This is a genomic window from Streptomyces scabichelini (assembly GCF_011045015.1).
GTDB classification, from domain to species: domain Bacteria; phylum Actinomycetota; class Actinomycetes; order Streptomycetales; family Streptomycetaceae; genus Streptomyces; species Streptomyces scabichelini.
The window spans coordinates 13,689-38,733 of the sequence record NZ_JAAKZY010000043.1 but is presented as its reverse complement, the minus strand read 5'-3'; the positions used below and the strand labels follow the sequence as shown (position 1 = coordinate 38,733).

Here is a 25,045-nt window from a genome sequence, read left to right as displayed (position 1 = left end):
CACACCCCGCATCAAGAAGCCGGTGGCCACCTCCGCCCACCCGCCACGGGCCGCCGGCGAGCGCCGTGACGGCAGGCCGCGCCGTGGACCGAAGCCCTCGCGGATCCTGCTGGTCGCGCTGCTGACCGTCGCGGCCCTGTACTTCCTGCTGCCCGTCTACTGGCTGCTGGTGGCCTCCACCAAGAGCAGCGCCGACCTCTTCGGCACCTTCGGACTGTGGTTCTCCGACCCGCAGTGGCTGCACAACCTCTCGCAGGTCTTCTCCTACAGCGACGGCATCTTCTGGAGCTGGACGTGGAACAGCATCCTGTACGCGGGAGTGGGCGGCGCGCTGGCCACCCTGCTCGCGGGTGCCGCCGGCTACGCCCTCGCCGTCTACCGGTTCCGTGGGCGGGAGGCGGTTTTCAAGGTCGTACTGGCCGGCGTACTGCTGCCCAGCACCGCACTCGCCCTGCCGATGTACCTGCTGTTCAGTGAGGTCGGCCTGGCCAACACCCACTGGGCCGTGCTGATCCCCAGCATGGTCAGCCCGTTCGGCGTCTATCTGTGCCGGATCTACGCGGAGGCGGCGGTACCGGCCGAGATGCTGGAGGCGGCCCGCGTCGACGGCGCCGGCGAGTGGCGGATCTTCGGCACCCTCGTCCTGCGCACCATGACGCCCGCGCTGGTGACCGTCTTCCTCTTCCAGTTCGTCGGCATCTGGAACAACTACTTCCTGCCGCTGGTCATGCTCTCGGACGACCGCAAGTACCCGATCACCCTGGGCCTGACGACCTGGCAGGCAGCGGCCAACCGCATTCCCGAGCTCAACCAGCTCACGGTGGGCGGAGCGTTCCTCTCCATCCTCCCGCTGGCCGCCGCGATGCTCGTCCTGCAGCGCTACTGGCGCTCGGGCCTCACCCAGGGCAGCGTCAAGGGCTGACCCGCACCGGTGGCGCGGGTCCGGTGCAAACCGCCGGACCCTCGCCACCGGTCCGCTCACGTCCCTTGCCCTGCCCTCGGGTTGTCCGCCTTCCGGAACGTCTCATGGACGAGCTTGGGCCGCTCTTCGCCGAAGGTGAGCAGGCCCATGACGGAGATGCCGTTGTGGTCCTGGTTGTATCCGGCCCGCTGCTTGTAGTCCTTGAGAACCCAGTACGTGAAGCCCGCGACGAACTCGCTGCGCGCGGCCACCTGGGTCCAGTGGGCGGTGAAGGAGGCGGCCTGCCACTCCTCGGTGCCCTCCGTGGCGCTCGGGCCGTGGTGGCCGGCCTCCGACCAGGTGCCGTTCTCCGTGATCAGGATCGGCTTGTCGGGGTACTTCGCGTGCACCGCGTCCAGAGCAGGGCCGAGGTCGGCGTCCTCGCCGTAGAAGTATCCGAAGTACTCGTTGAACCCGATCACGTCGGCAAGGTCGAAGGCGGGGTCGTTGCTGGTGTTGGAAGCCCACGTCACAGGGCGGGCGGTGAGGTCGACCGCCTTCACGGCCGCCTTCATATCGGCGAGCCAGGCGCGGTAGACCGGGGCACCGTCGGCATCGATCTCCGACTCGTTCTGCAGGCACCAGAGGATCACCGAGGGGTGGTTGTGCTGGTTCCACGCCATCGTCAGGGCCAGGGCACGGGCGAGGCCGTAGCGGTCGGTCTGCAGCTTCTCCTGGGCGGTGTTGAGCCACATGGTGTCGATGTCGTCCATGACCATCACGCCGTGCTCGTCCGCCCAGTCGTAGACGTACGGATGGCGGTTGTAGACGCAGTTGCGGATGAAGTTGGCGCCCACTGCCCGGACGTGGCCCAGTTCCCTGTCGTACTCGGCCGGCGTCATGGCCCTGCCGTGTGCGGCGGTCTCCTCGTGCCAGTTCAGACCCTTGAGGAACAACGGCCTGTCGTTCAACCGCAGTTCGGGTCCCACGACCGACAACTCACGCACTCCGTAGCGCGTGGACAGCGTGTCCACCTGTCCACCCCCCGGCCTGCCTGCGGTGAGCGTGGCGCGTGCGGTGAGCAGGTGCGGCGAACCCGGGCTCCATGCGGGTGCGCCGGGTATGGGCACCGAGACGGTCACGACGCCGACGGATCGTGCCGGAATCCGCGCCGCGACGACGGTGGGCAGGCCGCCGCTCCCGCGACCTGGATCCAGTGCGAGGCGGCCGTCGAAGTCGGAAGCGCCGTGGTTCTCGACGACGGCTCGTGCCTCCAGCCTCCCGCTCGCGCCGACGGCGAGCAGCTTGGCGATGGTGACCTGCGGGACGGCCTCGATCCAGGCGGACCGGGTCAGGCCCGCGTAAGGCCAGTAGTCGACCGGCTTGTACGGGATCTCGTGGTCGTCGGTGACGGCCTGCGGGGGTGTGGCGGTGTAGTCGGCGTAGTTCGCCCGGCGGAAGACCCGTACCGCGATCGTCTGCCGCGTCCCCAGCCGCAGCGCCTCCGAAACCGGAAGCGCGAAGGGGGAGTTGGCCCCCTCGTGCTTGCCGAGGTACCGGCCGTCGAGCCACACCTCGGCGCTGTACCCGGCGGCCAGGAAGGCGATGCGCACATGGCGGGCGCGCCAGGACGGGGGAACGTCCACCTCGGTGCGGTACCAGGCGTAGCCGTCGGCGAACGCCGTGCCCTTGCCGAAGGGGGCGTCCTGCGAGCCGAATCCGGGCGTGTCCAGCAGGTCCCAGGCCGACGGGACGTCGATGAGTGTCCATGCCCTGTCGTCGAGGCGCGCGGACTGCCACCCCTCGTCGAGTCCACGGTTGCGGGGGTCGAAGCGGAACCGCCAGCGCCGGTCCAGGGACAGGTACTCGCGGGTGGGTTCACGGGTGCGCCAGCCGTCGAAGCCCGGAAGCACCGCGCCGTACTGGAAGACGACGTTGGTGCCGCCGACGTCGCGCACATGCGTGCCGGACGGCTCGGTGGCGGGGTGGGTGTCGAGCACGGGGCCGTCCGGTGGGGCCGTGGCTTCACGGGTGGCCGCCGAGGCCTGGTCCGGCCAGGCCGGCAGGGCTACGCAGCCGGCGGCGCCGAGCGCGGCGACGACGGTGCGCCGGGACAGGTGGCGATCTGTCATGACGTGAACTCCTCGATGCGGCGGGTCCGTTCGCCCCAAGAGCCTGGGCACCCAGCGGATCACTGTCAAGAAGTATTCATAATTAATGAATTGATGTAGCGTCGTCGGCATGACCGCACTGGAACACTCGTCCCCTGGCGAGGTCACCGACCGACTCGCCATCACCCTCTGGGACTTCAGCTGGTACACGCAGGCAGGTCCCGGCGAGCCGTTCGCCGACCTCGACGAGGCCTTCGCACAGGCCGTGGACCGCGGCTTCAACACCGTGCGGATCTGCGCGATGCCCTTCCTGCTGTTCTCCGGCCGCGTCCCCGCCGCGGAATCCCTCCGGGTCCGCGGCCTCGGCGAGCGGTTCGGGCAACGCACCCGCTGGTACAACGTGCGCGGCGGTTATGAACTGGACGGCCGCCGACGCCTGGTCGAGCTGTTCGAGGCGGCCGCCCGGCACGACTGCCGGGTGATCGTGTCCTCCTGGGAGTACCAGCAGTCCCCGTGCTTCGCCGACAGCGACGACTGGCACCGGGCACTGGCCGCGATTCCCGCACCGGAGCGCGCCGGGGTGATGGCCGAAGCACTCGCCGGGCTGCTGGACTTCCTCGTCGACCGCGGGCTCGACGACCGCGTCGCCTACGTCGAGGTGCACAACGAGGTCGACAACTGCTCCCTCGTACCGAACGACGGCACCACCCACTACGCCCGGCTGCGCGACCCCGTGGGCCGCGCCGTGAAACTGCTGAGGGAACGCCACCCGGGCATCCCCGTCACCTACTCGCTGGGAGAGCCCTGGCCACTGGAACTCGACGACCTGCCGGAGCAGGCGCAGGTCGCTCACTTCCACTTCTACGTCTACGGCGTGCTCGGAGCGCTGTACCAAGCCGTGGGGCTCGGTCACGGCACCGAGGAGGCCCCGAAGGCGGCCACCTGGCCAACACCCGAACTGCTCGGCATGCTGCGCCAGGACGCCCCGCCCTTCGACGACTACCACCCCGACGAGCCGTGGCGGCTGGCGGCCACCGGAATCCCGCGTGAACTGTTCTACGTCCACGACTGGGTGGACCCCGACCGCTGGGACCTGTGGCTCTACGAGAACTATCTGCCGCACCGGGAGGCCATGCGGCAGACCCTGACCCTGTGGGTCGACGCGGTCGCCGGCTTCGCCCGCCGCCGTGGCATGCCCGCGGTCCTCGGCGAAGGCGTGGTGGGGTACACCCCGCTCCTGGCACGCTTCGAGGAGGACGCAGTCGGCAAGGACCTCACCGAGTTCCTCGTCGACCGATGCCTCGAGGCGGGCTTCTGGGGCGTCGTACCGACCTCCAACGCGGCACCCCACCACCCCATGTGGCACACCGACCGGGACTGGATGCGCAGGCTCAACGCACGCATCACCGCCGGCTGAGATAGGTAACTGCGCGCTCCCGGACGGGAAGCCGGCGACGGCGGCTCTTCCCGCGACCGGCTGGCCGGCGTCCGCGCTCGGCGTCTGCTCAGAGTGCGGTGCCCGTCTCCTCGGCCAACGTCTGCAGGAGGCGGTCCTGGAACGCCTCGTCGTGGACCGCGCGGTGAGGCTGCCGCCGCTCGCGGTGGTACCAGTACCCGCCGGTGGTCAGGGCCTGGGGATCGTCGCTCGACGCGAGCCACTCCTGCGTCCGATGGCCGAGTTCCAGATCGTCCGGTGCGCCAGGACCGCCCATCTTCGTCGGCACCCAGCCCGGATCCACGGCGTTGCTCAGCACCCCGGGGCGCAGGCGGGCCACCGCGGCCGCGAGCGCCGTGACGAACAGCTTGCTGTCGGAGTACGAGCCCGCGCTCTCTCCCCGCCAGTCGACCCCGGTGAGCGAGGGGCGCCCACCGAAATGCGAGCCGCTGCTCAGGTACACCAGACGGCGCGGCCCGCGCAGCAGGGCCGTGAGCAGGTACGGCGCGATGATGTTGACCGGCATGACCGCCGGTCCGCTCCACACGCCGGCGTTGTGAATGACCGCGTCGAACGGCTTCGCGTCGTTCAGCTCGGCGGCGATGCGCCGTACGGCGTCACGCTCCGTGAAATCGCCCACCACGATGTGCGCCCCACGGTCGGCCAGCGCATCGAGGCGCGCCGCGCGCTCCCGGTTCCGGGCGTGCACCACCACGTCGTGTCCCGCGGCCAACAGCGAATCCGCCGCGGCATGGCCAAGGCCGTCCGCGGAACCGGTCACCAGGATCCGGCTCACGAGTGTCTCCTTCCGTTCATGGTCGCCCGCCCGGGTTCGGTGACGCGAGGTCACCGTAGTGCCACTCAGACTGACAAGACCTGCTTCGCGGTCATGATCGCCGTCATGGCCTTGGGCCAGCCGGTGTAGAAGGCGAGATGGGTGATCGCCTCGATGAGCTCGGTCTCGGTGACGCCGTTCTCCTTCGCCTGTCCGAGGTGGAAGCGGAGCTGATCGGCGTCTCCGCCGGCGACGAGGGCGGCGACGGTGATCAGGCTGCGGTCGCGGGCTGCCAGCTCGGTGCGATTCCAGACGTCCTCGAACAAGACGTCGTCGGTGAGCTCGGCGAGCTTCGGAGCGAGATCGCCGATCATGCGGCGTCCGCCGCCGATCTGCCTGGGTTGGTCGGTCACTGAAGATCCTTTCGCTGGTCGGGAGCGAGCTGCCGGGTCAGTGGCTGCGAGTGCGGGTGCGGTGGTACTGCTCGTCGGTGACCGGCTCGTTCCAGATGACCTCCTCGCCGCCGTCGCGCTTGGCCTCCCACATGGCGATGTGCTCCATGAAGCGTTCGGGGGTGGCGCCGTGCCAGTGCTCCTCGTTCGGGGGGCAGGTGACGGTCTGGCCGGGGTGGGCCTCGAAGACGGTGCCGTCGCGGGTTCCGATCAGGGCGATGCCGGAGACGACGTGCAGGGTCTGGCCCAGTGCGTGGACGTGCCAGTGGGTACGGGCGCCGGGCGAGAAGCGGACCATGTTGGCGTACATCCGGGACGGCTCCTGGCCCGCGTAGATCTGGTCGAACCAGACGTCACCGGTGAACCAGTCCACGGGTGCCTTGCTGGTGGCCTGCTGCTTCACGAATTCCATGGTGTCTCTCTCAGATTGTGCGGGGTTGTACGACAAGGCCCTCCGGCAGCCGCGGCGAACCCGGCATTCCCGTAGGCATCCGGCATCCTCAACAGCCGCCACAATCGAGGAAACCGCAGCGCAATGAGCTGAAGAAGGGGCTGTCATTACAGGTACTGACAGGACCCCCCACGCGTGCGCCGTCCGATCTAGCCTGGAATGCGTGAGTACCGAGAGCGACATCCGCGAGTTCCTGGCCTCCCGCCGCGCCAAGATCACCCCGCAGCAGGCGGGCCTGCCCGCCTACGGCGGCAACCGGCGCGTGCCGGGCCTGCGCCGCGAAGAAGTCGCCCTCCTCGCCGGCGTCAGCATCGACTACTACGTCCGCTTGGAGCGCGGGCACCTCGCCGGGGCCTCGGAAGAAGTCCTCGACTCCGTGGCGAACGCCCTCCAGCTCGATGACGCCGAACGCGCCCATCTCTATGACCTGGCCCGCACCGCGGCCAAGCGCCCCACCCGCCGCAAGCGCGCAAGCGGGCCACTACCCGACAGCGTCCTGCGCGTCCTGTACTCCATGACCGACTCCCCGGCCTTCATCCGCAACGGCCGTCTGGACATCCTCGCCACCAACCACCTCGGCCGCGCCCTCTACTCCCCGCTTTTCCCCGACCCCACCACCGCGACGGCCAACATCGCCCGCTTCCAGTTCCTCACCCCGCACGGCCGCGACTTCTTCCCCGACTGGGAGGAGTCCCGGAACACCACCGTCTCCCTGCTGCGCACCGAGGCCGGACGCGCCCCGCACGACAGCGAGCTGACCGGACTCATCGGCGAACTCGTCACCCGCAGCGAGGAGTTCCGCACCGCCTGGGCCAAACACAACGTACGTCTGCACCACACCGGCCGTAAGTCCTTCCGGCACCCGGCCGTCGGCGTCCTCACCCTCGACTTCGACGCCATGGAACTGCCCGCACAGCCCGGCTTGACCCTGACCGCGTACAGCGCCGCACCGCACACTCCCGACCACGACGCCCTACAACTCCTCGCGGCCTGGGCCGCCACCGAGAATGCCGAGCCCACCGGTCACCCCTCCGGCCAACAGGATCGGTGAGCACTAGGTGCGGGTCGTGCTGTCGGCGGCGATGAACGGATCGTGCAGTCAATGCTTCGCGGGTGTCAGTTCGGCGAGGAGCAGTGTCCGGTCGTCCGCGCCGCCCTCCGTGGCGGACGTGGTGTGAAGGAGCCGTCGGCACAGGGATCGCAGTGTGTCCGGGCCGGTGGGGTCGGTGGGCCCGGTCGTGTCGGTGGGGTCGGCGGCGGCCGCGTCGAGGAGGCCGGCGAGGCGGGCGATGCCCTGGTCGATGTCGGTGTCGCGGGACTCGACCAGGCCGTCGCTGTAGAGCAGGAGCAGTACCGGTTCGGGCACGTCCAGGACGGTCGGTTCATAGGCGCCCTTGCCGAGTCCAAGGGGCAGGCCCGCGCTGGTGAGTGTGATCGGCGCGGCCCGTCCGTCCGGGCCGCGGATCAGCGGGGGCGGGTGGCCGGCTCCGACGAGCGTGCAGGTGTGGCGCTCAGCGTCCCACTCGACGTATATGCAGGTGGCGAAGGAGGCGCCCGGGGTGTCACAGGCGAGCGCGTCGAGTCGGCGCATCAGCTCGGCCGGGGTGATGTCGAGCCCTGCCAGGGTGCGGGCGGCCGTACGCAGCTGGATCATGGCGACGGCCGACTCGGGGCCATGCCCCATGGCGTCCCCGACGACCAGGCCGACCCGGTCTCCCGGCCGCTTCAGCACATCGAACCAGTCGCCGCCGATGATGTTGTCCTGTCCGGCGGGCAGGTAGCCATGGGCGATGCGGCAGCCCTCGAACGCATGGGTGGTGGCGGGCAGCAGACTCCGACGGATGGCGAGTGCGGTGCGGCGCTCACGTTCGTACCGGCGCGCGTTGTCCAGTGCCACGCAGGCCCGCGCGGCCAGGGACTCCACGGCCACGGCGTCGACGGCCGAGAAGGGCACTCCGTCCGGGCCGCGGGTGCAGGCGATGAAGCCGACGGCGGTGCCTCGTAGATGCAGCGGGACGACGAGGAAGGAAGTCGCCTGCAGGAGGTTGTTGATGCGGGCGTTGATGCGGGTGTTCTGGCCCGCGGACGCGCTGAGCCGCTCGGAGGTGTGGGCGTCGACCCCGTCGAGGAGTTGCGTCTGCCTCGTGGCGAGGGCGCGTGCGTACGGAGTCCCGCGGGGAAAGACGATCACCTTGCCGACCGGCAGCGCCCCTTCCCAGTCCTCGGGCGCGTCCGATCCCACGCGCAGTGCCAGTCGGCGGGCCTCGATCTGGGGCGGGTCGGCGGCCAGATACGCGTTCTCCTCCAGGAGCCAGCGCTCCAGCAGGTACACCGACGCGGCGTCGCAGAACCCGGGCGTCAGCGCGTGCACGATGTGGTTGCCGGTCACGTGCAGGTCGAGGTCCGAGCCGATGACATCGGCCGCGGGGGAGAAGGCCGACCGCCGGCGCGGGTACGCGGTGGCGGGTGCCTCGTCAGGGTTTCTGCGTGCTTCGTTGCGCAGGGGTCGTGCCTTTCCGGGTGGGGCCGGCTCCGGCCGCGTGGCATGGACATCACCTCGCCGCGCGTCGTGGGCAACTATATGATGGTGCGTCAAGATCTCTGAGCAGGTGGGGAGTTACGGTGCCGGGTAGCGAGGATCTCCCGCAGGGAGCCGATCCCAACAAGGCGAGCGTGGCCCGGATGTACGACGCGATGCTGGGCGGGCAGCACAACTTCGCCATAGACCGGGAGGCACTGGCGGCCTTCACCGCCATCGACCCCCAGGTGCGTACGCTGGCGCGGGCCAACCGCGCTTTCCTCGGACGGGCCGTGCGCTTTCTGGTCGAGGCCGGGGTGCGGCAGTTCATCGACCTCGGGTCGGGCATCCCCACCCAGGGCAACGTCCACGAGGTGGCGCAGGCGGCAGGCCCGGGGTCCCGGGTGGTCTACGTGGACAACGACCCCGTGGCCGTGGCCCACAGCGCTTCCCTGCTCGCCGACAATCCGGACGCCGACATCGTCGACGCCGATATCCGCCGGCCGGCCGACATCCTGTCGTCCGAGCCGGTGCGGAAGCTGATCGACTTCGAGCAGCCCGTCGCCGTACTGATGATCACGATTCTGCACTTCGTCTCGCCCGAGGAGAACCCCGCCGGCATCGTGGCCGCCTTCCGGGACGCCCTGCCCGAAGAGAGCTGGCTGGCACTGACGCATGCCACGAACCAGGACCGCCCGGATACGGCCGCCGCCGTGGGACAGCTGTACCGGTCAAGGGCCTCGTCGCCGGTCACCGCTCGTTCCCACGGCGAGATCCTCGGACTCTTCGACGGCTTCGACCTCGTGGAGCCCGGCCTCGTCCACGTACCCCTGTGGCGACCGGACCCGGAGGACCGGATCCCGGACAATCCGTCGGAGTACTGGGTGTACGCGGGCGTAGGCCGCAAGCGTTCGTGAATTCGTGAAGGGGATGTGCCGCACACCGCGGTGATCCCGACAACCCTCAGGACAAAGGCTGTTCGGCCCAGATGATCTTGCCTGTGGGGGTGTAGCGGGTGCCCCAGCGTTCGGCGAGCTGTGCGACGAGGAACAGGCCGCGTCCGCCCTCGTCGGTGGTGGCCGCATAGCGCAGGTGGGGTGAGGTGCTGCTGCTGTCGAAGACCTCGCAGATCAGGCTTCGGTCGCGCAGCATGCGGACCCGGACGGGGCCGCTGCTGTAACGGATCGCGTTGGTGACCAGTTCGCTGAGGATCAGCTCCGTCGTGAACGCCATGTCGTCCAGTCCCCACTCGGCGAGCTGCCGGGTGACCGAGGCACGTACGTCGGCGACGGCCGCCGGGTCCGACGGCACCTGCCAGTCGGCGATCCGGTCCGCGCCCAGCGCACGGGTGCGGGCGACGATCAAGGCGATGTCGTCGCTCTGCCGCGCGGGAAGCATGGCGTCGAGAACGGCCCGGCAGGTGTCCTCCGGCGATCTGTCGGCTCCGGCCAGGGTGGTGCGCAGGAGTTCGAGCCCGACGTCGATGTCCCGTTCCCGCTCCTCGACGAGCCCGTCCGTATACAGAACGAGGCGGCTGCCCTCGGCCAGCTCGAGGTCGGCCGTCTCGAACGGCAGGCCGCCGAGACCGAGCGGGAGACCGGCCGGTACCTCGGGGAACTCGACGCTGCCGTCGGGCCGGACCAGCGCCGGCTGCGGGTGGCCTGCGCGGGCCACGCTGCAACGCTGGGAGACCGGGTCGTAGATCGCGTACAGGCAGGTGGCACCGGTGATCGCGGCACCGCTGTCCTCCGCCTCGTCCTGATCGATGCGGCCCACCAACTCGTCGAGGAGCCCGAGGAGTTCGTGGGGCGGCAGATCCAGGGCGGAGAAGTTGTGGACCGCGGTACGCAGCCGCCCCATCGTGGCCGCGGCGTGCAGTCCATGGCCGACGACATCGCCCACGACGAGCGCGACCCGGGCGCCGGGCAGCGGCAGTACGTCGAACCAGTCACCGCCCACCCCTGACTGTGCGGGCAGATAGCGGTAGGCGACGTCCAGGGCGTTCTGCTCGGGCAGGTTGCGCGGAAGCAGGCTGCGCTGCAGCGTCACCGCCATCGTGTGCTCACGGGTGTAGCGGCGCGCGTTGTCGATGGAGATCGCGGCCCTGGCGACCAGTTCCTCGGCCAGGGCCAGCTCCTCCGCGTCGAAGGGCTCCGGCTTCTGGGAGCGCCAGAAGTTGGCCACGCCCAGCACCAGTCCGCCGGCGCGCAGGGGGACGGTGATCAGTGAGTGGATTCCGTACGCGACGACCTGCTCGGCACGTCCGAGGTCCTGGGCCAGCCACCCGGGGGCGTTCTTGAGGTTCGGCTCGACGACCGCCTGGCCGGTACTGAGGCTGCGGGCCTGGGGCGAGGAGGGGACGAATCTGATGCGCTCACCCACCGGATAGAGGGGAGCGTCCTTACGGATTCCGCTGAACGCCGTGCGGCGCAGATCGGTGACCGTGTTCACCGTGGTCGGCTCCTCCCCGTTCAGAACGGCGTCGGCCAGATCCACGGTGGCGAAGTCCGCGAACCGTGGGACGGCCACCTCCGCCAGTTCTCCGGCGGTGCGGGTGACGTCCAGGCCCGTGCCGATGCCCACCCCGGCGTCGTACAGCAGCTTGAGGCGTTCACGGGCTGTCTCGGCCCTTCCGGACAACGCGCGCAGCTCGGTCGAGTCGCGGAGCGTCGCGACGCTGCCGGGCGGGCCGCCCTGGCGGTCCGTGGGCCGCTGGTTGATCGCCAGCAGCCGGTCTCCGACCAGGTGCACCTCGTCCGTGGCGACCCGTCCCGAGGCCAGCAGGCCTGCGGTGTCCGCGTCGAGGCCCAGCTCGAGGACGTGCCGCCCCTCGGCGTCGGCGGGCAGGCCGAGCAGTTGTTGCGCCTCGTCGTTGGCGAGCAGCAGCCGTCCCGAGCCGCTGAGTATGATCACTCCCTCCCGGACGGCGTGCAGCACGGCGTCATGGTGCTCGTACATCCGCGTCATCTCGTACGGGCCCAGGCCACGGGTCTGGCGCAGCAGTCGCCTGCTCACCAGTGCCGTCCCCGCCGTGGCCAGGGCAAGTCCCGCGGCCGCGGCCGAGAGGAGGATCGGCAGCTGCCGATCCGCGACGCCGCCCACATTGGCGGTCGTGATGCCGGCCGACACCAGGCCCACGACCGATCCGTCGGGCGCCTTGACCGGAACCACGGCCTGTACCAGCGGCCCGATGGTTCCCTCGATCTCCTCGGTGATGGAGCGGCCGGCCAGCGCGGGTTCGGTGTTCCCGACGAACTTCTTTCCGATCCTGTCCGGTTTGGGGTGCGTGTAGCGGGTCCCGTCGGTGTTCATCACGACGATGAAGTCCACCTTCGACTGCTCGCGTGCGGCTTCGGCACGCGGCTGAAGCACAGCCGAGGGGTCGGAACCGCGCAATGCCTCGCGGGTGCCCGGCGCGTTGGCGAACGTTTCGGCGACGGCCAGCGAACGGTTGCGGGCCTCCTGCGTGCTGTCGTGTCGCACTTGCAGCACCAGCGCCGCCACCGCGGCCACCACCAGCATCAGCACGACCACCACTTGCAGAAGGAACACCTGGGCGGCGACGCTGCGCCCGCTCAGCGTCGACCGGAACCCCGCGGCAGGCCTCCGCCGGGATCCGTCTGCGTGTGCCACTTGTCCTCCGACAGGTCCGTGCGGTGCCTGCCGTGCTCTCCGCCTGTGCGATCGGCGAGCACCGGCACGCCTGCGCCGTGCGCGCAGACCGTTGGCAAAGGAGGTCGATTGAGCCCAGGATCGACCCAAGAAGCGGACCATGTGCTCATGTCTACACTCCCCGATGCCAGGAGGCGAGGGTGTCACGCGCTGCGGCAGCCCTCTCGCCCGGGTCCGGTTTCACCGCGAAGGGCCGGTGGACCAGGGCCGACGACTCTACGGTGTAGGCCCGCATCGTCTGCGTGGACAACGACCCGCTCGTACTGGCCCATGCCCAGGCGCTGCTGACCAGCACCCTTGAGGGAGTGACCGACTACATCGACGCGGATCTGCACGATCCCGACACCGTGCTGCGGGAGGCGGCCAGGACGCTGGACTTCACCCAGCCGGTCGCGCTCACACTGATGCAGGTCAGCGGGCACATCGCCGACTACGACGAGGCACGGGCCATCGTCCGCACGCTGATGGGGCACTGCCGTCCGGCAGCTACTTCGCGTTCAACGACAGCGTGGACACCAACCAGGCCAACGCCGAGGCCACCCGCCTCTACAACGAGAGCGGCGCGGCCCCGTACCACCTGCGCAGCCCGCAGCAACTCGCCGGCTTCTTCGACGGCCTGGAGCTGCTGGAGCCCGGCGTCGTACCGATCACCGACTGGCGCCCCGATCCCGCGACGGCCGGCACCTCAGGCGAGGTGATCGCTCTGGGGGGCGTGGCACGCAAGCCGTAACGCTCCGCTGGAGGGCCGGTTCGAAGCCGCGGGTTCGTCGTGGCTGGTCGCGCAGTTCCCCGCGCCCCTAAAGGGGCGCGGGGAACTGCATATCGACACAGTCCTGCACCCCTTACGGGGCGCGGTACCGCACCGGACTCGACCAAGGCCGCTTGGCCGGGCGGGCGCATGGGCGGGGCGGATTCCGGCAATCAGGGAGATAACTGGAGATACTTCGTATGGCGTCGTCGGAGTGTCCGGGGCGCGTCGCGCGATGGAGGCCACGTACGGGCCGGGCGGGAGCGATGTTGATCCGTGTTCTTCTCGTCGAGGAAACAGACCTGGTGCGCGGGGCACTCGCCGCCCTGCTGACACGTGAGGAGGACATCGAGGTGGTCGCGGCGTCACCGGGGTACAGCCAGACCGTCACGCGGGCACTGTCGTACCGGCCCGATGTGGTCGTCATCGACATCGACGGCGGTGTCGACGGGGCGCTCGGCACCTCGCGGGAGCTGGCCGCACGGCTGCCGGAGTGCCGGACCCTGCTGGTGGTCGACTCGGCGACCCCCGACCTTCTGCGAAAGGCGCTGGCGCTGCGCGTCGCAGGGCTCATCGACAAGAACGGCCCCTGCGACATCCTGGCCCAGGGAGTCCGCAAGCTGGCGGCGGGCCAGCGGTTCATCGACCCGGAACTGGCGCTGCTGGCGCTTTCCCCGGCGGAGAGCCCGCTGACTCCGAGGGAACTCGAGGTCCTGCGGCTGGCGGCGGACGGCACACCCACGCGGGAGATCGCCGAACGGCTGTCACTGTCGGTGGGCACGGTCCGCAATCACCTGAACGCGGTCTCCAGGAAGACCGGGGCGCGCAACCGCATCGACGCGATCCGGATCGCCCGGGAGTCGGGCTGGTTGTAGCCGGTGTGTTGTAGCCAGTAGGGAGCGCCGACTCGGCACCGCGGTCACTGCCGTACGTCGGCCGCCACGTGATCCCAGTGGCCGAACAGATCGCGGTAGAGGGCGCAGTCGGCCATCAACTGGTCGTGCGTGCCGAGGCGGCAGCGGGGGCCGTCCATGACGAGGACGAGGTCGGCGCGCAGGGCGGAGCTGATCCGGTGGGCGCAGACGACCAGGGTGGCCGGGCGGCAGGCGAAGGCCCGTTCGGCGACCGCCTCGGCGGCCGGGTCGAGGTGGCAGGTGGCCTCGTCCAGCAGGAGCAGCCGCGCAGGCGGCAACAAGGCCCGGACGAGGGCGATCAACTGGCGCTCACCGGCGGAGAGCAGGGCCGGGTTCACGGGCGCGTCGTAGCCGCCGAGGCGTTCGGCGAGCGGATCCGCGCCGATGGCGTGGACCGCCGCGTCGAGGTCGGACGGGGTGGCCGTCGGGTGGAGGTAGGCGAGGTTCTCGCGCAGGGTGCCGGCGAAGACGTACGCCTCCTGCGGGATCAGCACGCGGGACCGGGACAGCCGGCCGGTGTCCAGGGACCGGACCGGGACACCGCCCAGGCGGATCTGGCCGGCCTGCGGTTGGAGCACCCCGGCGATGAGCGCGGCGAGGGTGGACTTGCCCGCGCCGCTGGGGCCGACGACCGCCAGGTGGGTGCCCGTCGCGAGGGCGAGGTCGAGTTCCCGGACGACCGGCTCGGCGGAACGGGCGTACCCGAAGGTGACACCACACAACTGGACACCGCCGTCTCTGGGCTGCGCTCCCTCCGGCGTACCCGCTGCTGCTGCGGGAGACAGGGCCGTACTGGCGGCGGCGAAGGGGGTATTGCCCGGTTCGGCGCCGGTACCGGCAGCCCGGGACGGGGCCGTCGCTGGTGTCGCTGTCACCGTAGGGGGAGCCGGGGTCGCTGCCTCCAGGATCCGAGTGAGGGTGACCAGCAGCCACAGGCCGCTGCCGCCGAGGCCCTGGACGAATCCTCGTAGGGCGGGTTGCAGGCCCTGGGAGATGTAGGTCAGGGCGCCCAGGATGCCGCCGGCCGTCACCCCGCTCCGGATCAGCCAGGGGGCCGCAGCCAGAATCAGCACGATCGGCAGCCAGCCGCCGACGCCCAGCGCGGCGGTTCGCAAGGCGGTGAGCCGGGCCAGGGCGCGGGCCGCGCTCGCCGCCTCGTCGATACGGGCGCCGGCCCGACCGCGTACGTGTTCCTCGGCGCCGCACGCCGTCAAGTCCCGCAGCCCGTCGGCCACCGCGCTCACCTGCTGGGCGATGGCCTCGTCGGCGAGGACGACCGCTCGCTGCCGAGCCGCCATCGCCCGCAGGGCCAGCAGGAAGAGGCCGAGGCCGGCCATGAGGGGCGGCAGAACAAGCAGGAGGAGGACAGGGTTGAGCGCGGCAAGACCGAGCAGCACGCTCACCGCCGTGACAGCGAAGGTTTGCACCCACATCACGACCGCCCCGTACGACTCGCGGGCGATCTCCACCTGCTCGGTCAGCCGTGCCACGCCGGCCGTGTCGGCGGGCTGCCCGAGGCGGGCGGAGCGGCGCAGCGTGCCGGTGGTGACGAGGCCGACCAGGTCGTCGCGGAACGGCTCGACGATCTCGGCCAGTTGGAGCGTGGCGTGCCGGGTGCCCCAGGCGCCGACCAGCACGGCGCAGGCCAGCAGCCCGAGCCAGCCGAAGCCCTCGGTGCCGCGGTCGGCGAGGAAGCCGTCATCGACGGCCCGGGCGACCAGCAAGCCGGACAGCAGCGCGGGCACGGCCTGGACCAGCGACCAGCCGGTGAGCCGTACGAACTCCCGGCGCCGCGTGCGCAGAGTGGAACGCAGCAGACCACGCGGGCCCGGGTTCACCGGACGCTCCCGTGGAGTGCCGGTCGCGGACGGAAGACGGCCCGGTACTCCGGCTCCGCCCACAGTTCGCGGTGAGTGCCCTGCCCCCGGACGCGCCCCGCGTCGAGCCAGACGACGAGGTCCGCGCGGGCGGCGGTGGAGGCCCGGTGGGTCACGACGAGTCGCGTACGGCGGGCGAGCGCCCCGGATCCGGTGAGTACCTGAGTGATGTGGTGCTCGGTGACGGTGTCGAGGCTGGCCGTCACGTCATCGAGCACCACGAGACGGCCGTACTGGCCGGCCTGGACGAACGCCCGTGCCAGGCCGACCCGCTGGGTCTCTCCGCCGGACAGCGGGGCCGCGGTGAGCCGGGTGCCGTACCCCTCGGGCATGGTCCGGATGAAGGCGTCGGCGCGTGCGGCGGCGGCCCCTGCCGACACCTCCGCGGCCGAGGGCGTCCGCGGCCCGAAGGCGATCGCGTCGGCGAAGGTCTCGCCCAGCAGCGCCGGGCGTTCGAAGCCGTACGCGACGGCCCGCCGCAGCTCTGTACGGTCCACATCGCGCAGCGGCACTCCGTCGAGCCGCACCTCGCCCGCGTCCGGGTCGGTCAGCCGCCCGGCCAGAGCGGCCAGTACGGACTTGCCGGATCCGGAGCTCCCCACAACGGCGGTCAGCGCGCCCGCCGGCAGATCCAGGTCGACGCCGTCCAGTACGGTGCCGCCCTCAGCGGTGCGTACGGTCACCCGGCGGAACTCCAGCCGCCCGCCGCCCCCGGCGGGCAGTCGCGCGCCGCCGTACGTCACCGTGGGCTCGCCCAGCACCTCGGCGACCCGCCCCGCGGTGGCACGCGCGAAGGCGAGCTGGTTCACCGACGCCACCAGCGAACTCACGCCGGTGGCCAGCAGTACGTACTCGCTCGCGGCAAGCATCTGACCCGGTGTGATGCGGCCCTGGGCGAGGCCCAGTCCGGCCACGGCCAGCACGGCGACCTCCAGCAGGGGGACGATCGCCGCGTCCCGTGCGGAGGCCCTGGCGAGCGCGCGCCACATGCCCACGCCGTGGCGGTGCAGTGCGGGCAGCGGCTCCAGCACCCGGCCGGCTTCGCGTGCCGTGGTCCCGGCGGCGGTGATGGTGCGGATGCCGGTGAGGGCGTCACCGAGCCGGGCGGCGATCCGGCCCTGCGTGGCGAAGTAGCGGTCGTTGAGGTCGGAGACGTCGTGCACGAAGGCGGCGACCACCACGACGATCAGCGGCAGTCCGGCGAGGAACGTGAGGCACAGCCAGGGATCGATGAGGGCCAGGGCCACCACGGCCCCGACGGGAGGGATCAGTTCGGTCACCGCCCACACCAGGCCCGACGGTGCACTGCCGGCCCGCGCGGTGTTGCCGACCATTCGGGCCACCAGGTCGCCGGGGGTGTAGCGGCGGGTGGCACGGGTGCCCATGTCGAGGACGTGCCCGAGCAAGGTGTGCCGGAGCCAGGCCGTGGAGTGGGCATTGGCTACGGCGGCCGCGTAGTCGTCTGCGGCGTCGCACACCACCAGCAGCGTGACGGCGACGGCGGACAGAGTCAGCCACAGTGCCGTGTCGCCGTTCCCCAGCACGGCGTCGACGGAGCGGCCCATGAGGGCGGGCAGAGCGACGTAGACCCCGGCGAGCAGGACCGATGCGGCGGCCAGGACACCGCCCCAGACACCACCTCGACGGACCGCCGCCAGCAGCAGACGGTCCGCCGCACGTCGGTCCACCGGCGGCTCCCGTCGACGTACGGTTCGTAGGGTTCGTAGGGTTCGTGCGGTTCGTACGGAGGGGGCGGGGGCGCCTGAAGTGCCCCCGCGTAGCGGTCAGAAGCACAGGAGCCGGCTGAGGAAGCTCGGGTTGTTGAAGCAGTTCTTGCTTGCCCGGCTACCTGGCGGCGGTGCCTGGCCGGTCTCCGACTCGATGGTCAGGCCCTGCAGTTCGAGCAGCGACATGTGTTCTCACCTCCTCTCGCGTACTCGGTGGGGACGAGAGAGGTTCATGTGCGGCCGCGTCCCGTATCAGGAACGGCAGTCCGGTCGGCCGGGAGTGGAAGGCGGCGCCCAGGGCGAGCAGGACGCCCGCGCCCCCGGTGGCGAGGTCCATCGACAGCCGCATCAACTGCTCGCCGGGGAAGGCCAGTCGGCCGTCGAGTACGCAGGCGTGGCGGGCCAGACGGCGCACGTGGTCCGCGATCACGGGGTCACGTGCGGCGGCTGTGCCGGGCGGGTGCGGTCGGCTGAGGTGGAGGATCATCCCGGCGAGGCCGTCGAAGAGGCCGGGTTCGATGTAGAAGGACGCCCTGGCCGCCTTGCGGATCGCGTCTGCGGCGGACGAGAACTCCTCATCCGCGCGGTGGGTCAGGTAGTCGTCGAGGACCATGCCGATGCCCACGCTGCCGTCGGCGAGATACGGCATGGTGCGCCAGCCCTCGTTCACCTCCATCGACCCGTCCTCGCGCACGAGGCAGCGGCGCAGTTCCTGCCGCAGCGCGGTGGCGGCCAGGTCGAGCAGGGCCGGGTCGCCGCCGTGCTCGTACAGACGCAGGAACAGCAGCGCGGGCCCGGACGCCCCGTACATCAGCCCCGCTCTCGGGTGGGTGCCGCCGCTGGTCTCCGGTACGCCGTCGGCGGGGCCCAGCCGGCCAGCGACGATGTCCGCCGCGCGGTGGGCGGCGTCCCGGCAGGCGGCGTCGCCGGTGGTGGTCGCGAAATGCAGCAGGTTGAGCCCTATGCCGGACAGGCCGCCCTTGAGATCGAGGGGCAGGATCTCCCAGCGTTCGCCCAGGCACATGTCGAGGACCTTGACGGCCTCCTCGTGGTGCCCGAGGCGTTCGAGGACGTACGCGATGCCGTGCAGGCCGTCGTAGAAGCCGAGACGGCTGCCGGATTCCGGCTGGAGCGCGCGCCGGATCAGCCAGTCCTCGTGGTCCGGGTGGCGCCCGGCGCCCGTCACGTCCAGTGCGTACAGCACGCCCGCGGCCCCGTGGGCCAGATCGAGACCGCCGCCCGGGATGGTGAACTGCTCGATGTCGCCCGGGAAAAGCCGGTCGTGGCGCTCGGGTGTGGCGGCGGCCAGGATGGCGCCGGTGATCGACTCCCGGGTGCGCAGCCAGCCGGAGTGGTCGGGGTCGAGGCGGGGCTCGTCGTCCGCCCCGGTGGCCATCCCGCCGTCGCCGGTGATGGTGCGTACGGCCTCGTCGAGGAAATCGCGGGGGACCGGGAAAAGTCGCGCGGCCTCCCTGGCGAACTGTCCCGCCTTGCCGCGGTCCAGTTCGATCAGGCCCGTCAGCGGCATGAACAGGGAGAGCCTCAGGCAGGCCAGCGCGTGCCGGTCGATGTCGAAGCCGGTGGCAGCGCGCGGGGCGACGAAGCCGGGGGCGGCGAGGACCTGGTGCCGCGCGTGCGTGACGTCCGACGCGCCCTCGAAGTCGATCAGCACCACCTTGCCGTCGGGACGGACCAGGACGTTGTCCGTGTGCACGTCACCGATCACGATGCCCCGCTCGTGGACCGCCGCTACCGCGTTCTCCACCTGCCGCTGTATGTCGAGGGCCCAAGAGGCGTAGTCGGCGAAGGCCGCCGGGCCCGGGTCCGACGCGACGAGCGGATAGCGCTTGACGAACTGGTTGTGCAGGGCCGTGCCCTCGATGAACTCCTCGACGAGAAACTGGTGACCGCCCAGTTCGAAATGATCGCGGAGTTGGGGGACGCAGGGCAGGCCGCGCAGCCGTTCCAGGGCTTCCCGCTCGCGCTCCAGGCGGGTCACGGCGTCCGCGCCGTCCGGGGTGAGCCCGGCGTGCGGCCGGGCCTCCTTGAGGACGACGCGTTCCTGCGTGCGGATGTCCACCCCGGCGTACAGCCCGCCGCCGTTGGAGAAGTGCAGCGCCTTCTCGATCCGGTAGGGCAGGTCGGTGACGGTGGTCCGTCGGCTCTCGGCGAGGTGGGGTTCGAGGAATCCGGGCAGCCGCACCCACTCCGGCACCTGGAAGGTGGGGCCGCGCACATCGGGGACCAGACGACCGGAGGGATCCTCCACCGCCTGCTCCACCGCACCGTCGGCCGACACGCAGTAGCGGTCGGCGTAGGCCCCGTACCTGACGTAGAGCGGGCCGGCCCTCCAGCGCAGGTCGCTGAGGATGTACGGTCCCGGCCGGCCGTCGAGGACGGCGCCCAGTTCGGTGAGCACACGCTCGCACTGGGCCTCGTCGACGGGGTAAACGGTCACGAACTTCCCGCTCGACCCGCGATGCGCGTACTTGGCGTTGGCGAGGAACAGGGTTTCCTTGTCCGGGAGGAACTTGAACGCGATGCCGCGCGGGACGCAGTAGTCCCACACCGCGTTCAGGACCGTCTGCGCGTTGTCCAGGCACGCCGACACGTGGATCTTCCAGCCTTGCGAGGGAAGCACCGTGCCGGTGGGACGGCACACCACCCACTCGCCGAGTTCCTCACGCGCCCACGAGGCGGGCAGCCGACGCCGGGCCTGCCGGAAGCAGCCACGCGTCCTGCCGTGGTGCGGCGCGTCGTAGAAACGCGGGTGCGTGAGGCAGTACACCTCGTACCGCTTGTCCACGGAAGCCTCCAGCCGGACGGGCTCCCCTCTCCGAGCGGGTGCCCTCGCAGTGACGGGGCGATGGGCGGGAACGGGCACCGGGGAACGGGCGACCGGGGTACTCAGGCCGTCTTCCTGTCTCCCTGACCGTCTTCCTCGTCTTCCCGGTGCTTCTCACCTCCCACGATGGCAGAGCGCGGGGGCAGGGACATCACTCGTCTGTCACCGGAAGGGTGTGAGATCCGCACAGTCGCTTGTGCGGATCTCACACCCGCACAAGAGAGTGATAGAAGCAACCATGACCAACTCGCAGACCAACTCGTATGTGCTTCCCCGCCGGTGTGGTGTCCGATGACCGCCGGTATCGACACCCCGGACCGCCGCGGCCGCACCGGACTCGACCGGACCGGCCGCGACCTCACCGGCAATCCCCGGATCAAGGTCCGGGACGTGAAACTGCTGTCCAGCCACTGGTACGTGGAACGCACCACCACCTTCGACTTCCAGCACGCCGACGGAACCTGGAGCACCCAGGAGCGCGAGACACACGACCGCGGCAACGGCGCCACGATGCTGCTGTACGACACCGAGCGCGAAACCGTGCTGCTCACCCGCCAGTTCCGCTTCCCCGTGTACGTCAACGGGCACCCCGACGGCATGCTGATCGAAACCCCTGGCGGACTGCTCGACGACGATGACGAGCACCCGGAACTCGCCGTACGCCGCGAGGTGGTGGAGGAGACCGGCCACACCATCGGCGACGTCCAGCACGTCTTCGACGTCTACATGAGCCCCGGCTCGGTCACCGAACGCGTCAGCTTCTACGCCGCCGCCTACGGCCCGACGACCCGCACCCACGAAGGCGGGGGCCTGGACGAGGAGGGCGAGGACATCGAGATCCTCGAACTCCCCTTCCGCCGGGCTCTGGAGATGATCCGCACGGGGGAGATCGCCGACGCGAAGACCATCATGCTGCTGCAGTGGGCGGCGTTGGAGGGGCCGTTCGCGAAGTGAACACGCGGGCACTCGACCCGGAGTGCGCCCCAAGCTGAAGACTCCCGTCCGTGCCCCGACGACCGGGGGCGAGTGGGAGGGAGCGTCATGAAGTACCGCACGACCGGCACGGGCCCGAAGACCCGCCGCGAGGCGGCAAGGCGGCGAAGGTACGGTCGGCCTGCTCGGCGTGAGCAACCACGCCGTCCGGCGGGTGGAGCGGGCGCGAGCCCTCCTGGAGAGTGCGCCCGGGCCGGGCGCTTCCCCGTTTGTCGACCGCCTACTTCCGTGCGAACCGGTCGAGCAGCGCGTCAAGACCGGCCGCCAGGCCTTCCGGCCCGCCCCGCTCGGCGAGCGTGGTGGCGGTTTCCCGGAGCGTGGGCAGTTCCTGGGGTGACAGGCGGTGCAGGCCGAGGCGAAAGGCGGGGTCCGACTCGTCGGGGTTGTCCACCATGGGCCGCAGTTCCACGGACGCGTAGCCCAGCAGCCAGGCGGTGAAGGCGCGGAAGACGGCGGATGCGGTGGCCTCGTCGAGCCCGGCTGCCCTCAGCAGGGCGAGCACACGCTCGTGGTCCCTGAGGACGGCGGCGGGCCGCCGCGCCAACGGCACCGCCAGCATGCGCGTGGCGAGAAGCGGGACCGCCTGGGGGTGAGCGAGGCAGACGTCGTACGTCGCCCGAGCGATGCGGTGGAGTCCGGTGCGCCACGCAGGCGCCTCGGCAGTGACGGGGGCTTCGGGCTCCGCGGCAAGCCGTTCCTCGAGTTCGAGGTACAGAGCCTCGACCAGGCCGTCCAGCAGGGCGTCCTTGCTCGCCGCGTACCGGTAGAGCGCCATTGCCTCGACGCCGAGCTCGGCGCCCAGCCGGCGCATGCTCAGCGCTCCCAGGCCTTCCCGGTCCACCAGTTCCAGAGCACTGGCCAACACGCGTTCCCGGCTCAGCCGGCCGTAGCGGCCGCGGTCACTGGCGCGTCTGGCCGGAACGTGCTCCGGGTTTTTCGCCATGGCCTTGACTCCTCACCCCGCGGCGCATGCGTAATCGCTCTTTTACAATGTAAACGTATGCCCCGGCGCTCGCTGAGCGTCCTCGACCAGCGGGGGGTTGCGATGGCCGAGTCAGGTACCAGCCGCTGACAGGTGCCTCACCAGCCGCGGTGAAGCGAACTCCGTCCCGCATACGAACCGCATGACAGGGCCGTACGAAGCCGCAGCGGGCAGCCCGGTGAAGTACAGGCCCGGTACCGACGAGCAGTATCCTGCGCCCAGTTTCGGCGTGCCCCTGCTCACCGTCAGCTCCGTACGCAGCTCAGGGCCGAGGAAATCCATCGCCGCGATGTCGACGCGGTATCCGGTCCCCGCGATGACGTGGTCGGCGGACAGCTCGTGCGTACGGCCGTCGTGGGTCTGGACGGTCAGCACCGGACGTCCGTCGGGCGCGTCCGCACGGACGATTCGGGCGACCTCCGTGATCTGGACCTTGCCCTCGAAGCGGTCGCGCAGCCACCACGCGCCGAGGGGGCCGAGTACATGACGGACGAGGTAGTGGCGGAGGCCGGCGGGAAGGTAGCGGTAGGGGGTCGCGTGATAGTTGAGCGCCCACAGGGACCACGCCCGGCCGAATGGCGAGTGGGGCCGGAACCTCGGCTGGTCCCATGGGGGCGAACCGAAGCCGATACTGCCGCGCCCGCGCGCCACCACGCGCACCTGCGCGCCCGTCTCCGCCGCCAGCGCCGCCGTCTCCAGGGCGGACTGGCCGGCACCCAGGACCATCAGGTCCTTGCCGGAGAACCGGCTGAGGTCATGGTGCTGGGAGGCGTGCGAGACGGGGCCGGTCCGCGACGGGCCGTCCGGTGCGGCGCCCGCGAGCTCCGGCGGGAGGTGGGCAAGGCCCGAAAGGCCGGTGGCCACGACGACCGCCCGCGCGGTGAACAACTCCCCGGAAGAGAGCTTCAGTTCGAAGCCCGTGGAGCCGGAGGCCGAGCCGTTTCCGGAACCGGCACTGCCGCGCCGGTCGACGGACACCACTTGCACCTGCTCCAGTTCCGGCACCAGTTTCTGCTGGAACCACTCCCCGTACGCGATGAACGTCTCGACCGGGATGATGTCCTCGTCCGCCACCAGCCGGCGTATCCCGGCGGCGTCGCAGTAGTCGAGAAGCGTGTGGCCGCGCTGTGGCGCGTCGATAGTGGAGGCGGCGGGGGTCGACTTCAGGAGCATGCCGGCGGGCATGTGGTCGCGCCAGCTCACCATGGGTTCACCGAACACCCGTACCGGGATGCCGAGCGCCCGCAGATGGGCGGCGGTGGACAGGCCGAACGGCCCCGCACCGATGACTGCTACCGGAGAATTCACGGAGTCCCTCCCAGGACCGTGGACGTTCTTTCGTCACTTGGCGGGCCGGCTCGGGTGGCGGGACTCGCTGCCCGAACTGGTCGTGCTGCCACGGCGGTTGGTCCGCCAGAGCTGGTACAGGTGCTTCGCACCCGGCCGCACGAAGCGCGCGAGCATGGTGAAGAACGGCCGCAGGTCGTCACCCGCGAGCCAGGCCAGCTCCGTCCCGCTCGCCCGGGCCGGCGCGTGCGGCGTGGTGTAGCCGCTGCGGCGGTAGGCGAGCAGGGCCGGCGGGTCGATGTTCTCCACGATGTAGCGGCGGCCGGTGCGCTGTTCGCCCTCCGGAACGGCGCGGCCGGTCAGGTCCAGGTGCATGGCGCGTACGACGTCCACTCCGGACTCGTTCTCGAACAGCCGGAACTGGGCGCCCGTGCGGGGGTTGAAGTCGAGCAGTTTGTACAGTCCGTCGCGCCGGTCGAAGCGCAGATCGAGGTCGATGATGCCGCTGAAGCCGATCTGTTTGATGAAGCGTGCGGCGAGATCGGCGAGTTCCGGGTTGTCGACGACGTACGCGTTGGCCGTCATGCCCGCGTGCGGCGGCCAGGAGCGGACCTTCACGCCGGTGAACATCGCGAGCGGAGTGGAGTACGCGTTGAAGTAGGCGTGCACGATCCAGTCCTCGGCATCCTCCCTCGGCAGGTACTCCTGAAGGATCACCCCGGGCCGCTCGCCCCAGTCACGGGCGAGGCTGAGCAGCCCCTCCCGGGTGGCGATCCTTGTCGTACCGTTCACGGCCGGCTGTCTGCGGCGGAGGAAGGCCTCGCGGTTCTTGGCCACGACCGGGAAGGCTGCCTTCGCAGCGAACTCTTCTATCTCCTCGTACGAGTGCGGGAAGGCGGCCGCCGGGCTGGGGATGCCGTGTTCGACGCACAGTTCGTGCAGCCCCTGCTTGCTGGCGAGGCGGCGTGGGAGCGGCGGGTCGACGCGCGGAAAGAGGAAGTGGTCCTCCAGTACGTCCTGGTGCTCGGCGATCAGCACCGCGGCCTCTTCGTCGGTGGGGACGAGGACGGCAGGACCGTCGATGCGCTGCCCGATCCGCAGCAGTCCCTCGACGAGCCACGCGGGGTCCTCCGTGCCGGTGGTCGGCCAGACGATGGCGCCGCGCAGATAGCGGGAGGCGGCCGCGGGTGTGTAACGGTCCTCGGTGATCGCATACATCGCGACACCCAGACGGCCCAGGCTGCGGATCGCGCCCACGCCGCCGTGGTGGAGCGGATAGTCGCCGAACTTCACGATCAGGCCCGGCACCTCACGGTCGGCTTCGAAAGGTGTACCGGCAGATTCTCTGGACATGGGT

The 25,045-nt window shown here is 70.6% G+C and carries 19 protein-coding genes and 1 pseudogene; 7 read left to right on the top strand and 13 right to left on the bottom strand.

Translation table 11 applies throughout. The annotated features are described in order from the left end of the window. The first annotated feature begins 22 nt into the window (after positions 1–22). Complete coding sequence (locus G5C60_RS16075; RefSeq protein WP_420907378.1) at positions 23–922, top strand: carbohydrate ABC transporter permease; 900 nt, start codon at positions 23–25, stop codon at positions 920–922. 56 nt (positions 923–978) lie between these two features. Here G5C60_RS16075 and G5C60_RS16070 read toward each other — a convergent pair whose 3' ends face one another. Then, a complete protein-coding gene (locus G5C60_RS16070; protein WP_165259670.1) occupies positions 979–3,033 on the bottom strand; it encodes a glycoside hydrolase family 2 protein in 2,055 nt (684 codons plus the stop codon). 109 nt (positions 3,034–3,142) lie between these two features. On the opposite strand from G5C60_RS16070, the gene G5C60_RS16065 reads away from it, so the two are divergent. Further along, on the top strand, positions 3,143–4,429 hold the full coding sequence (locus G5C60_RS16065) for a cellulase-like family protein (protein WP_165259668.1): 1,287 nt from the start codon (positions 3,143–3,145) through the stop codon (positions 4,427–4,429). 88 nt (positions 4,430–4,517) lie between these two features. Here the strand turns inward: G5C60_RS16065 and G5C60_RS16060 are convergent, their stop codons facing one another. The 3 genes from G5C60_RS16060 to G5C60_RS16050 form a co-directional block, all read right to left on the bottom strand. Further along, entirely contained in the window at positions 4,518–5,243 is a 726-nt protein-coding gene (locus G5C60_RS16060; RefSeq protein WP_165259666.1) for an SDR family NAD(P)-dependent oxidoreductase, read from the bottom strand. 65 nt (positions 5,244–5,308) lie between these two features. Continuing rightward, positions 5,309–5,635, bottom strand: coding sequence for a carboxymuconolactone decarboxylase family protein (locus tag G5C60_RS16055; protein ID WP_165259664.1), 327 nt, complete (start codon positions 5,633–5,635; stop codon positions 5,309–5,311). A gap of 37 nt (positions 5,636–5,672) precedes the next feature. Continuing rightward, positions 5,673–6,086 carry a (R)-mandelonitrile lyase gene (locus G5C60_RS16050; RefSeq protein ID WP_165259662.1) on the bottom strand — a complete coding sequence of 138 codons (414 nt, stop codon included), beginning with the start codon at positions 6,084–6,086 and terminating at the stop codon, positions 5,673–5,675. A gap of 202 nt (positions 6,087–6,288) precedes the next feature. Here G5C60_RS16050 and G5C60_RS16045 point away from each other — a divergent pair, with 202 nt between their 5' ends. Then, positions 6,289–7,176, top strand: a complete 888-nt coding sequence (locus G5C60_RS16045; RefSeq protein WP_165259660.1) for an MmyB family transcriptional regulator — start codon at positions 6,289–6,291, stop codon at positions 7,174–7,176. A gap of 48 nt (positions 7,177–7,224) precedes the next feature. Here the strand turns inward: G5C60_RS16045 and G5C60_RS16040 are convergent, their stop codons facing one another. Continuing rightward, the gene (locus G5C60_RS16040) at positions 7,225–8,514 is read right to left on the bottom strand and encodes a PP2C family protein-serine/threonine phosphatase (RefSeq protein ID WP_338145832.1); all 1,290 of its coding nucleotides are present in this window, start codon (positions 8,512–8,514) and stop codon (positions 7,225–7,227) included. A 233-nt stretch (positions 8,515–8,747) separates the two neighbouring features. Between G5C60_RS16040 and G5C60_RS16035 the strand changes: the two genes are divergently transcribed. Next, positions 8,748–9,560, top strand: a complete 813-nt coding sequence (locus G5C60_RS16035) for an SAM-dependent methyltransferase (protein WP_165259658.1) — start codon at positions 8,748–8,750, stop codon at positions 9,558–9,560. A gap of 46 nt (positions 9,561–9,606) precedes the next feature. Here G5C60_RS16035 and G5C60_RS16030 read toward each other — a convergent pair whose 3' ends face one another. After that, positions 9,607–12,417 (bottom strand): SpoIIE family protein phosphatase, encoded by a 2,811-nt coding sequence (locus G5C60_RS16030; protein ID WP_165259656.1) that lies wholly within the window; start codon positions 12,415–12,417, stop codon positions 9,607–9,609. Between the two features lie 125 nt (positions 12,418–12,542). On the opposite strand from G5C60_RS16030, the pseudogene G5C60_RS16025 reads away from it, so the two are divergent. Both G5C60_RS16025 and G5C60_RS16020 read left to right on the top strand, forming a co-directional pair. Further along, a pseudogene (locus G5C60_RS16025) lies at positions 12,543–13,045 on the top strand (SAM-dependent methyltransferase); the annotation flags it as partial. A gap of 287 nt (positions 13,046–13,332) precedes the next feature. Further along, positions 13,333–13,938, top strand: coding sequence for a response regulator transcription factor (locus G5C60_RS16020; RefSeq protein ID WP_165259706.1), 606 nt, complete (start codon positions 13,333–13,335; stop codon positions 13,936–13,938). A 44-nt stretch (positions 13,939–13,982) separates the two neighbouring features. Here G5C60_RS16020 and G5C60_RS16015 read toward each other — a convergent pair whose 3' ends face one another. From G5C60_RS16015 to lanKC, 4 genes are all read right to left on the bottom strand, one after another. Then, positions 13,983–15,815 carry an ATP-binding cassette domain-containing protein gene (locus G5C60_RS16015; RefSeq protein ID WP_165259654.1) on the bottom strand — a complete coding sequence of 611 codons (1,833 nt, stop codon included), beginning with the start codon at positions 15,813–15,815 and terminating at the stop codon, positions 13,983–13,985. Next, positions 15,812–17,542 carry an ABC transporter transmembrane domain-containing protein gene (locus G5C60_RS16010; protein ID WP_165259652.1) on the bottom strand — a complete coding sequence of 577 codons (1,731 nt, stop codon included), beginning with the start codon at positions 17,540–17,542 and terminating at the stop codon, positions 15,812–15,814. Before G5C60_RS16010 ends, G5C60_RS16015 begins: the two co-directional genes overlap by 4 nt. A 96-nt stretch (positions 17,543–17,638) precedes the next feature. After that, positions 17,639–17,737, bottom strand: a complete 99-nt coding sequence (locus tag G5C60_RS16005; RefSeq protein WP_338145834.1) for a SapB/AmfS family lantipeptide — start codon at positions 17,735–17,737, stop codon at positions 17,639–17,641. Further along, entirely contained in the window at positions 17,700–20,387 is a 2,688-nt protein-coding gene (gene lanKC, locus G5C60_RS16000) for a class III lanthionine synthetase LanKC (RefSeq protein ID WP_338145831.1), read from the bottom strand. The genes G5C60_RS16005 and lanKC overlap by 38 nt, the downstream gene beginning before the upstream one ends. Positions 20,388–20,717: 330 nt before the next feature. Here lanKC and G5C60_RS15995 point away from each other — a divergent pair, with 330 nt between their 5' ends. Next, a complete protein-coding gene (locus G5C60_RS15995; RefSeq protein WP_165259648.1) occupies positions 20,718–21,380 on the top strand; it encodes an NUDIX domain-containing protein in 663 nt (220 codons plus the stop codon). Positions 21,381–21,639: 259 nt separating this feature from the next. Here the strand turns inward: G5C60_RS15995 and G5C60_RS15990 are convergent, their stop codons facing one another. The 3 genes from G5C60_RS15990 to G5C60_RS15980 all read right to left on the bottom strand — a co-directional run bounded on the left by G5C60_RS15990 (position 21,640) and on the right by G5C60_RS15980 (position 25,041). After that, positions 21,640–22,362: a TetR/AcrR family transcriptional regulator gene (locus G5C60_RS15990; protein WP_165259646.1), complete on the bottom strand. Its 723-nt coding sequence runs from the start codon at positions 22,360–22,362 to the stop codon at positions 21,640–21,642. A gap of 111 nt (positions 22,363–22,473) precedes the next feature. Then, positions 22,474–23,709 carry an FAD-dependent oxidoreductase gene (locus G5C60_RS15985; RefSeq protein WP_165259644.1) on the bottom strand — a complete coding sequence of 412 codons (1,236 nt, stop codon included), beginning with the start codon at positions 23,707–23,709 and terminating at the stop codon, positions 22,474–22,476. 33 nt (positions 23,710–23,742) lie between these two features. After that, positions 23,743–25,041, bottom strand: coding sequence for a carboxylate--amine ligase (locus tag G5C60_RS15980; protein WP_165259642.1), 1,299 nt, complete (start codon positions 25,039–25,041; stop codon positions 23,743–23,745). Positions 25,042–25,045 lie beyond the last annotated feature (4 nt).

Excerpts from the sequence above, each read along its gene's own strand:
- G5C60_RS16070 (WP_165259670.1), bottom strand. The coding sequence starts at position 3,033 with ATGACAGATCGCCACCTGTCCCGGCGCACCGTCGTCGCCGCGCTCGGC.
- G5C60_RS16065 (WP_165259668.1), top strand. The coding sequence starts at position 3,143 with ATGACCGCACTGGAACACTCGTCCCCTGGCGAGGTCACCGACCGACTC.
- G5C60_RS16050 (WP_165259662.1), bottom strand. The coding sequence starts at position 6,086 with ATGGAATTCGTGAAGCAGCAGGCCACCAGCAAGGCACCCGTGGACTGG.
- G5C60_RS16030 (WP_165259656.1), bottom strand. The coding sequence starts at position 12,417 with ATGGTCCGCTTCTTGGGTCGATCCTGGGCTCAATCGACCTCCTTTGCC.
- G5C60_RS15995 (WP_165259648.1), top strand. The coding sequence starts at position 20,718 with ATGACCGCCGGTATCGACACCCCGGACCGCCGCGGCCGCACCGGACTC.
- G5C60_RS15990 (WP_165259646.1), bottom strand. The coding sequence starts at position 22,362 with ATGGCGAAAAACCCGGAGCACGTTCCGGCCAGACGCGCCAGTGACCGC.
- G5C60_RS15980 (WP_165259642.1), bottom strand. The coding sequence starts at position 25,041 with ATGTCCAGAGAATCTGCCGGTACACCTTTCGAAGCCGACCGTGAGGTG.